This window comes from Paracoccus marinaquae (assembly GCF_018860165.1).
GTDB classification, from domain to species: domain Bacteria; phylum Pseudomonadota; class Alphaproteobacteria; order Rhodobacterales; family Rhodobacteraceae; genus Paracoccus; species Paracoccus marinaquae.
The window spans coordinates 23,731-32,954 of record NZ_JAHKNG010000038.1 but is presented as its reverse complement, the minus strand read 5'-3'; the positions used below and the strand labels follow the sequence as shown (position 1 = coordinate 32,954).

The 9,224-nt window shown below is 66.7% G+C and carries 13 protein-coding genes and 1 pseudogene; 9 read left to right on the top strand and 5 right to left on the bottom strand.

The features are described 5' to 3' along the window. Positions 1 to 126: 126 nt before the first annotated feature. The 5 genes and pseudogenes from KNW02_RS16550 to KNW02_RS16530 form a co-directional block, all read right to left on the bottom strand. Positions 127 to 456: pseudogene (locus KNW02_RS16550) on the bottom strand (PepSY domain-containing protein); the annotation flags it as partial. A 12-nt stretch (positions 457 to 468) separates the two neighbouring features. Continuing rightward, positions 469 to 939 (bottom strand): DUF2271 domain-containing protein, encoded by a 471-nt coding sequence (locus tag KNW02_RS16545; RefSeq protein WP_216034352.1) that lies wholly within the window; start codon positions 937 to 939, stop codon positions 469 to 471. A 26-nt stretch (positions 940 to 965) separates the two neighbouring features. After that, positions 966 to 1,346, bottom strand: a complete 381-nt coding sequence (locus tag KNW02_RS16540; protein ID WP_216034351.1) for a PepSY domain-containing protein — start codon at positions 1,344 to 1,346, stop codon at positions 966 to 968. Positions 1,347 to 1,460: 114 nt separating this feature from the next. Next, entirely contained in the window at positions 1,461 to 1,763 is a 303-nt protein-coding gene (locus KNW02_RS16535) for a PepSY domain-containing protein (RefSeq protein WP_216034350.1), read from the bottom strand. A gap of 210 nt (positions 1,764 to 1,973) precedes the next feature. Then, positions 1,974 to 2,291: a PepSY domain-containing protein gene (locus tag KNW02_RS16530; RefSeq protein WP_216034349.1), complete on the bottom strand. Its 318-nt coding sequence runs from the start codon at positions 2,289 to 2,291 to the stop codon at positions 1,974 to 1,976. A gap of 141 nt (positions 2,292 to 2,432) precedes the next feature. Between KNW02_RS16530 and KNW02_RS16525 the strand changes: the two genes are divergently transcribed. From KNW02_RS16525 to KNW02_RS16485, 9 genes are all read left to right on the top strand, one after another. Next, positions 2,433 to 3,092, top strand: a complete 660-nt coding sequence (locus KNW02_RS16525) for a response regulator transcription factor (protein WP_216034348.1) — start codon at positions 2,433 to 2,435, stop codon at positions 3,090 to 3,092. Beyond that, positions 3,089 to 4,438: a sensor histidine kinase gene (locus tag KNW02_RS16520; RefSeq protein WP_216034347.1), complete on the top strand. Its 1,350-nt coding sequence runs from the start codon at positions 3,089 to 3,091 to the stop codon at positions 4,436 to 4,438. The genes KNW02_RS16525 and KNW02_RS16520 overlap by 4 nt, the downstream gene beginning before the upstream one ends. A 578-nt stretch (positions 4,439 to 5,016) precedes the next feature. Next, complete coding sequence (locus KNW02_RS16515) at positions 5,017 to 5,298, top strand: helix-turn-helix transcriptional regulator (RefSeq protein ID WP_012092626.1); 282 nt, start codon at positions 5,017 to 5,019, stop codon at positions 5,296 to 5,298. A 114-nt stretch (positions 5,299 to 5,412) separates the two neighbouring features. Further along, entirely contained in the window at positions 5,413 to 6,492 is a 1,080-nt protein-coding gene (locus KNW02_RS16510; protein WP_252734007.1) for a replication initiator protein A, read from the top strand. Next, on the top strand, positions 6,489 to 7,142 hold the full coding sequence (gene parA / locus KNW02_RS16505; protein WP_216034345.1) for a ParA family partition ATPase: 654 nt from the start codon (positions 6,489 to 6,491) through the stop codon (positions 7,140 to 7,142). The genes KNW02_RS16510 and parA overlap by 4 nt, the downstream gene beginning before the upstream one ends. Continuing rightward, complete coding sequence (locus tag KNW02_RS16500; RefSeq protein WP_216034344.1) at positions 7,139 to 7,882, top strand: DNA-methyltransferase; 744 nt, start codon at positions 7,139 to 7,141, stop codon at positions 7,880 to 7,882. Before parA ends, KNW02_RS16500 begins: the two co-directional genes overlap by 4 nt. Beyond that, positions 7,879 to 8,133, top strand: coding sequence for a hypothetical protein (locus KNW02_RS16495; RefSeq protein WP_216034343.1), 255 nt, complete (start codon positions 7,879 to 7,881; stop codon positions 8,131 to 8,133). The genes KNW02_RS16500 and KNW02_RS16495 overlap by 4 nt, the downstream gene beginning before the upstream one ends. Beyond that, positions 8,130 to 8,615, top strand: coding sequence for a DUF2840 domain-containing protein (locus KNW02_RS16490; RefSeq protein ID WP_216034342.1), 486 nt, complete (start codon positions 8,130 to 8,132; stop codon positions 8,613 to 8,615). Before KNW02_RS16495 ends, KNW02_RS16490 begins: the two co-directional genes overlap by 4 nt. After that, positions 8,612 to 9,157, top strand: a complete 546-nt coding sequence (locus KNW02_RS16485) for a S26 family signal peptidase (RefSeq protein WP_216034341.1) — start codon at positions 8,612 to 8,614, stop codon at positions 9,155 to 9,157. The genes KNW02_RS16490 and KNW02_RS16485 overlap by 4 nt, the downstream gene beginning before the upstream one ends. Positions 9,158 to 9,224 lie beyond the last annotated feature (67 nt).

Genomic DNA, 9,224 nt, shown 5'->3' with positions numbered 1-9,224 from the left:
CCGAGACGGCGAAAAAGAAACGAAAGGAGACATCTGCATTGACGCCAACATGACGCGCAGAACATAACAACCGGGTGGGTCAGATCTCGGTGACAATGCCGGGTCAATTCTCAGTGGCAATCAACACAGGTTGACCAGCCAGCGCTCGGCAGGGCTTGCGTCGGCCGGAGCCACCCCTTGTCCGGTCGCCGGGTCGATCACCGCCGCGCCCGGTGTGCCATCCTGAAACCACCAGGCGGTGATGCGTCCCGAGGGCGCGCGGCGGATCTGCTCGACCCCCGGATACTCGGCCTGCACCCGGGCGGCGAGGTCGCCTACGCTCAGCCCGGCCGCCGCCTGCGGCGAGGCAAGTTGCTCGATCGCGGGAAAGACCGACAGCGCCGCGCCGCTCACCGCAAGCAGGGTGACAAGCAGCAGGCCGGCCAGCCCCGGCCAGCGGTGAAGTACACGGATCATCGGTCGGCTCCGTCACATGTCGTATTTGAGGCTGGCAACGTAGCGACGACCCTGCGTGGTCTTGCCAGCGCCTTGCGTGGTCAGGGGGACCGCCACGTCATCGGGGCTGTCGCGCATATCCTCGACGGCGGCATCGACATGCAGAACATAGCCCGCATCAAACAGCGCATCGGCCAGGTCGAGCGTGATTTCCAACGTCCGGCCCGCGCCGACACTGGCGCCGGTGATGCCGTCAATCTGCGCCGGATCGCCACCCGTGGCGCGATACCAGCCGGCAAGCGAATCGTAATATTTCGACTTGCCCCCGGCCAGCCACAACGTGCCGGCATAGCCGCCCGAGGCGTCGGTGAGGTAGAGCGCCAGATAGGCGCCGTCGCCGCCGTAGTTGTTGAGCGTGGTCGTGAAGGTGACTGGCCGGGCCGCGGCGAGGCCGGGCGCCACGAGGGCCGAGGTCAGTGCAAATGCTGCAATGGCGGATTTCATCTTGTTATCTCCCTTCATTGGGGTTGTCAGTTCACCTGCACCACGGGCGGCTTGCCGTTCTGGAACAGCGGGTTGGCGGGTGGGGCGGCCAGCGGGGCGGCTGGTGCGCGCACGTCCTCGCGCCGCCGGTCGTCGTCGCCGTCCCTGTGGCGCAGCTTGACAACCCTCAGCGTCGCGGGATCGAGCTTGGCCTTGATGCGCCGGCCTTCGGCATCGCGGCCCTCGATCTCCCAGCAGCCGTCATCGGCCTCGATTTCCTCGACGCGCCAGCCAAGGCGGCTCGCGGCCTGCAAGGCCGCCTCGCGCGGCTGCCAGGCGACACGAGGCGCATGGCAGTCATCGTCCGCCAGCGCCACCGTTGCCGGCAGCGCCGCAAGGCAAGCAGCGGCAATCCACGGAATCCTCATGGTCGGTTCATCCTTTTGAAGTGTGTGTGGGGCGACCTTCCCGATCACCGATCTGAAGGCAGGCGCCCGATTGAAATGGCTCCGCGACAACGGGGCCGCGGAGCCCTGGAGGGATCACTTCGTTTTTTCGGGCTTCGTGCCGTCGCTCCAGCGCTCGACCTTGCCGTCGATCACCTCGAGCGTTTCGGGATCGACGATCATCTCCAGGTGATTGCCGCCCTGATCGATGACATTGAGTTCGTAGCAGCCATCGTCGAGCTCCATCTTCGAGATGGACCAACCAAAATCCTTGGTCAGCTGGATGAGCGATTCCCAGGACTGCATGTTTGCGGTCGGCACGTCGCAATGGGTGTCCGCAAGCGCCGCCCCGGCAGGGATCGCAAGGGCAAGTGCAGCGGCGGTGAGCAGGGTCTTCATGGCGTTTCTCCTCGGTTCGGGTTGCCTGATGCGACCAATCTGGCGGGCGCGACTGACAGGGTGCTGACGCCCGCGGGGAATCTGCTTCAGCTTGCTGTCAGGGCGGCGGGCGAACCGAGGGGAGGTGCCGACGACGGCCCATGAAACCAAAGCGCCCCGCCGGTGTCTGGCGGAGCGCAGATGTGTGAAATCCTAGGCGGGTGGACCCGATCAGTCGTCACCGTCTCTTGGTGAGGCGGTCCGTCGTCCATCCCTGTCACGATAACGGATGCGCATCTCGACCAGATCGAGATTGCCGGGGTCGATCTTGACCCTGATCTGATGGCCTTCGGCGTCCGTGCCCCGGACTTCGTAGCAGCCGTCGTCGATCTTGATGCCCGAAATCGTCCAGCCCCGCTCCTGCGCCAGCGCCGTCACCGCCTCGCGCGGTTGCCAGTCGGCCATGGGGACGCGGCAATCGTCGTCGGCCAGTGCCGCGCCCGCTGGCAACACCAGAGCCAGAACCAGCATTGTCAGCGCCTTGCGCATTGGTCACACTCCTCCTTGCCAACCCGTTCGCACCCTAATGGCATGGAAAGCTGACGGCAAACTGAAGCGTTGACAGGATCACGATCAGCCCGTCGTCAGGTGCATCGGGCAATCCGGAAGCGAGCCGTGAGGGGAACGACCATGCGCATCCTGCTGATCGAGGACGACACGGTGCTGGGCGCCGCGGTGCGCGACCAGATCGCCGCGGATGGCCACAGCGCCGACTGGGTGCGCCGCCTCGATGCGGCAAGCGAGCACCTGCGGACCATCCCCTACGACCTGGTGCTGCTGGATCTGATGCTGCCCGACGGACGTGGCATTCCCTTTCTGCGCGCGCTTCGCGGGCGGGGCGACGCCACGCCGGTGATCATCCTCACCGCGCTCGATCAGGTATCGGACCGCATCGAGGGCCTGAACGCGGGGGCCGACGACTACCTGGTCAAGCCCTTCGATCTGGCGGAGCTCACGGCGCGGATCGGCTCGGTCGCGCGCCGCTATGCCGGCAACCCCAACCCGCTGATCGCGCATGGCGATCTGGAGATCGACCTTGCCGCGCGCAGCGTCCATCGCGCCGGCAGGCCTGTGGCCCTGACCGCGCGCGAATGGGCGCTGTTCGAGGCCCTGCTGAGCCATCCCGGCCAACTATTCTCGAAGGCGCAGCTCGAGGACAAGCTTTACGCCTTCGGCGCCGAGGTCGAAAGCAACACCATCGAGGTCCACGTCAGCCGCCTGCGCAAGAAGCTGGGCGCAAGCGTCATCGAGACCGAGCGCGGCCTCGGCTATCGGCTGGGTCGCGGATGAGGGCGCCCGCAAGTCTGCGGGGCCGGCTGGCGCTCTGGCTGGGGCTGGCACTGGTGGCGCTGTGGCTGGCAACCGCCCTGCTGACCGCCGGGCTGATGCGGCGCGAGTTGGACGCGCTGTTCGATTCGGCGCTTCAGGAAAGTGCCGAACGCCTTCTGCCTCTCGCCGTCAACGATGTGCTGGGCCGCGGCCAAGCCGACGAGAATGACGAGGACGATCCACGCATTCTGGGCGTCATCGCTCCGCATGACGAGTTCCTGACCTATGTGTTGCGCGACCCGGCCGGTCGGGTGCTGTTGCAGTCGCATGCGGTCGATCCGGCCGGGTTTCCGCCTTGGGACGGGCCGGGGCTGCGCAGCACGGCGACGCTTCGCCTCTACAATATCGCCGCCTTGCGAGACACGGTGCGCCTGACCGTGGCCGAGCCGCTGGCCCATCGCGCCCGCATCGCGCGCGAGGCGCTGTGGATGTTGCTGCTGCCACTTCTGGTGGTAGTGCCGCTGGCCTTCGCGGCGATATGGCTGGCGCTGCGGGCGGGACTTGCGCCGCTGCAACGCTGGCGCGAGCGGCTGGCGGCGCGCGGCGCGCGGGATCTGTCGCCGGTGTCCGCGGGCGATCTGCCTTCGGAACTCGCCCCGATCGCCGCCACGCTCGATGATGTGCTCTGCCGCCTGTCCGCCGCTTTCGAGGCCGAGCGCAGTTTCGCCGCCAACGCCGCGCATGAGCTGCGCACCCCGCTGGCCGGCGCCATCGCCCAGGCACAGCGCCTTCAGGCCGAGACGGCGGACCCGGCCGCGCGGATGCGCGCGGCCGCGATGGAGGCGGCGCTGAAACGCCTGCTGCGGGTCAGCGAGCGCCTGATGCAGCTTGCCCGCGCCGAGGGGGCGAGGCTGCGTCGCGACAGCGCCGCCGATCTGCGTCCCGTGGTGCGAATACTGGTCGAGGAACAGGGCCGTGACGCGGGCGACAGGCGCATCCGCCTTCGCCTGCCCGAAGCGGCGGTTCTGTCCGACCTCGACCCGGATGCGCTGGCCATCATCTTGCGCAACCTGATCGACAACGCACTGCGCCACGGCGATCCGGAAGAACCGGTCGAGGTCACGTTGACCGCAGAGGGCATCCTGCGTGTGTCCAATGACGGCCCGCCCATCCCTCCCGAAACGCTTGCCCGTCTCGTCACCCGTTTTGCCCGCGCCGGCAGCCGCGCCGAAGGCCTCGGCCTCGGCCTCGCCATCGTCGCCACCATCGCCGAGCGCATCGGATCGCGCCTGCAGCTGACCTCCCCGCGCCCCGGCTCTACAAGCGGCCTCACCGCGGAGCTGATGCTGCCCTGCGCTTCCGACTGAGAGGTCGAGAAGCGGGACAATCCTCTCAGCCTTCATAGTGCGAATTCATGCGCGTCTTCATTTTTTTAAATATAAGCAATATGTTAACGTGGGGAAGGTTGAACGACAGGCCCATCCCCTCCGCCACTTGTCCTCGCGAAAGCGTTCTCCCGATCCGCCTGCGGCCGGATTTTCTCGTTGTTTTCGAGGGTTCTCAGGGAGGGGGCTGAGCACTGACCCCGCTGTCAGGATGCCCGGAATCGGTCTCTCCGGGCCGATATTCTCCTGACCTGATGACTGCATCGGTTTGGTGAATTTCTTACAGCAAGCTGAAATTGTGTGCTTTTCGGGATCGCCCGCCTGAACACTTCGATGCCGGTGGCGTTCGTGAGGGGGAGAACAAATCGAGCTATCGCCCTCAGAATAGTTCCGCGCTGCTCTCTTCACGGATACGGAGGGGGTATCTTTCGCCCCCGATTGGTGGGTGATTTCGATACCCCCCAACTTCGCCCTGCACCTCGCCGCTCTTCCTTCGCCACCGTGGTCATTGCCCGCCGCTGATCCGCAGCGGCCGCTTGCAACCCCACGGAGGCCCGATCATGCCACATGAACCCGTCGTCCTGCCGCCGCGTTTTCTACGGACCAAGGAGGCCGCGACCTTTCTCAGCCTCTCGGCCCGGACCCTCGAAAAGCACCGCACCTACGGAACCGGGCCTGCCTATCGCAAGCTTGGCGGCCGCGTGGTCTATGCCATCGACGATCTCGAAGCCTGGACCGAGCGCGGCGCGGTGACCTCCACCTCCGATCCGCGCGGCTCCGTGCTGCCCGCCAAGCGTCATGCGTTTCCGTCCGGCCCGCAGGCTGGTCGCTACGCCCGCTGACCGCTCGCGGTTTTCTTCATGACGGTGCGACGTCGATCCCTTTCCGAGCGTGGGCAACTCGATCTGTTCAGGGCGCTCCCCGGCGATTTCGCGCCACGAGACGCGCAGGATCTCATGGCCTATCCCTTCTTCTCCCTCGCCAAGTCGAAGCGCATCGCGCCGATCGACTTTGCTACCGGCAATGTCTCCATCCGGGTCGAGGCCGTTCCCGATCACGGCATGGCCACGATCTGGGACGCGGATATCCTGATCTGGGCGGCAAGTCAGATCGTCGAAGCCCGCGACAGCGGCCTTCGCACCTCCCGACTGATGGCCGCCACGCCCTATGAGATTCTCACCTATGTCGGGCGCGGCACCGGCTTGCGCGACTATCAGCGGCTGAAGGCAGCTCTCGACCGGCTGCAGTCGACCACGATTTCCACCTCGCTCCGCCAGCCGGTCGAGGGCCGCCGGCATCGCTTTTCGTGGATCAACGAGTGGCAGGAACGCACCAACCGTAGCGGCAGACCCGATGGCATCGAGATGATAGTGCCGGACTGGTTCTACCAAGCCGTCCTCGACGATGCGCTCGTGCTGACCATCGACCGGACCTATTTTGATCTCACCGGCGGTCTCGACCGCTGGCTCTATCGCCTGGTGCGCAAGCATGGCGGCCGCCAGCGAGATGGCTGGCGCTTCGACTTCCACCACCTCCATCAGAAATCCGGCAGCCTGTCGCCGTTCAAGCGCTTCGCCTTCGAGCTGCGCGACATCATCCGGCGCCAGCCGCTGCCGGGCTACACGCTGTTCCTTGAAGCCGAAGTCGGCGGGCGGATGTTGCTGGCCTTCGAGCCGCTGTCGGCCTGTGGAAAACCTGTGGATGGCCTCGTGCTATCAGGAACCCGGACTATCGTGCTATCGGGAACCGGAGGCTCGTGCTATCAGGAACCGAAACCTAGCTTAACACCCGGAACTCATTCAGGAAATCGCGCCCTTAACTTAGAGTCTAACAAAGAGTCTAACTTTGAAGAGCGCGCGCGCGATGTGGAAAGCCTCATCCGCGACACCGCCAGAAGCCTTAGTAGAGCCGCGAAGAAGAGGGCATCCGACGCCCCGACATCGCCTCGACCGGCATCTGATCGAGGCGCAACCGAGGCTCCTGAATCTGCAGAAAGACCCCGCCTGCCTCTCGATCTGCCGGGGGGGTGCAAATGATCATCGCGCTCCTCAACCAGAAGGGCGGCGTCGGCAAGACGACGCTGGCCCTGCATCTCGCCGGTGAGCTGGCGCGGGGCGGCAAGCGCGTCACCCTGATCGACGCCGATCCGCAAGGTTCCGCCCTCGACTGGTCGCAACAACGCACGCGTGAGGGCCTGCCCCGTGCCTTCGGCACACTCGGCCTGGCGCGCGATACGCTGCACCGTGAGGCGCCAGAGCTTGCCCGCGATGTCGATCATATCGTCATCGACGGGCCGCCGCGCGTCGCCGGCCTCATGCGCTCGGCGCTGCTCGCCGCCGATCTCGTGCTGATCCCGGTGCAGCCATCGCCGTTCGACGGCTGGGCCTCGGCCGAGATGCTTGCCCTCCTGGCGGAAGCGCGCATCTATCGCCCGCAGCTTGTCGCGCGCTTCGTGCTCAACCGCTGCGGCGCCCGCACCGTCATTGCCCGCGAAACGGCTGAGACGCTGGCGGACCACGACCCTCCGCTGCTCGCCTGCGTCATCGGCCAGCGCGTCGTTTTCGCCGACGCCGCGCAGTCCGGGCGGCTCGCCAGCGAGATCGACGCCCGATCACCTGCGGCGCGCGAGATCGCAGCGCTGGCTACCGAGGTCGAACGGTTGGGCATCGGGAGGGCGTCGGCATGACGATCCTCACCGGCGACTGCCGCGAACAGATGCCCTGGCACGCACCCTACGACATGATCCTCGCCGATCCGCCCTATGGCGACACCTCGCTCGCTTGGGACCGGCGTGTCGAGGGCTGGGTCGCGCTGGCGCGTGCCGCTCTTACACCGACCGGCTCGCTCTGGGTCTTCGGCTCGCTGCGCAGCTTCATGGCGACGGCCGAGCTCTTCGCCGACGCTGGCCTGCGTCTTGCGCAGGAGGTCGTCTGGGAGAAGCAGAACGGCACCGGCTTTCATGCCGACCGCTTCAAGCGCGTGCATGAGCTGGCCGTGCAGTTCTATCCGGCCGAGACCGCGTGGCGCGACATCTATAGCGACGTCCAGACCACGCCCGACGCGACAGCCCGCACGGTGCGGCGCAAGCAACGTCCACCCCATACCGGCCAGATCGACGCGGGCCATTACGTCAGCTATGACGGCGGGCCGCGCCTCATGCGTTCGGTCATCCACCTGCGCAACTGCCACGGCCGCGCCATCCATCCGACCGAGAAACCGTCGGCGCTCCTGGAAATCCTGATCCGCACGAGCTGCCCGGAAGGCGGCCTGGTCGGGGACTGGTTCGCCGGGTCTGGCGCGGCCGGGGAAGCCTGCCGGCTTTCCGGCCGACGCTATATCGGCTGCGAGATCGACCCCGACATGGCCGAGCGCGCGCGGGCGCGCATCGCCACCGTGCTGCCGTTCCATGACGGAGGCCGGTCATGACGGGGCGCACGAATAAGCGCGGCTTCACCGCCCGCCCGGTCGATCCCGACGGCTGGATCGCGGCTGGCGACGCGCGGCCAGCGCGAGATAGCGCGACCGCAACCAATTCCGCCCGGCTGACGATCGACATCACGCCGGAGCTTCGCGGGCGGATCAAGATTGCCGCGTTCGGGCGCGGCATCACCGTCACCGACATGCTGCGCGAACTTCTTGCGCGCGAATTTCCCGACATAGGGGGAGGCCGCCCATGATCGGTATCGACGCCCATGACGGCGAACTGACCCGCGTGGAACTGACCTGGGTGGAGGGTAGGATCGAATACTGGATCAGGTTCGGCCATACGACTGGTGCGCAGATCCTCGACCGCAACCGTCGTGTCGTTTCTTTCCGTCCCGGCGCGGTGTTCGCCTTCGTCCGCTGGGCGGCGAACGACCACGGCACGATCATTTCGCGCCTCGACATCCTGCGCGCGGTTGCGCCGGGCGAGTCCTATCAGACGCTGCCCTTCGTCCGTCCGGGCGGCGAAATCCTGCTGAAGATCGAAGGCTGGCCAAAGGTCGAGGCCGTCCTCCGCCATGTCGACGGGATCGAAGCCATTGGCGTCGATCCCGCCCAGGTCGATCCCGATCACTGGCGGCACGTTGCCCATTGGATGAACGCGGGCGAAGCGCCGCGACCCTATACCGCCGAGCGTCATCAGGCATGGCTCCGACGCCGGGAGATCGCCCCATGACGCGCTTTCGCTATGTCATGGCGACAACGGCTGCCACGCTCGGGATCGCCATTACCGGATTCGTTCCGACCGCGCCAAGGCTGGTCTGGAACGCATCGGCCAGCGTGCCGATCGGTTTCTACACCATCGCGCCGGCGGACCGGCTCGAAGTGCCCGATCTGGTCGCGGTCATGCCACCCGAACCCTTCGCTGCCTTCATGGTCGAGCGCGGCTACATCGCCCGCGACGTGCCGCTCCTCAAGCATGTCCTCGGCCTGCCCGGACAGCGCGTATGCCGCGCGGGGCGCGCGATCACGGTCGATACCGTTCCGCTCGGCGAGGCGCGCGACCGCGACAGCCTCGGCCGAGACCTGCCGGTCTGGCAGGGTTGCCGCGTCATCGCCGCGGGCGAGGTTTTCCTGATGAACCCGGACGTGGGCGACAGCCTCGACGGCCGCTATTTCGGCCCGTTCCCCGCCTCGGCGGTGATCGGCCACGCGATCCCGCTTTTCACCGACGAAGACGGCGATGGCCGCTTTGTCTGGCGCGCGCCGATGCGGTGACGGCGCGTCCATGGCGGGGCGTGCGAGCGGCCCGCGTCTTCTCCACCGCACAGGAAAGGAGCCTCAA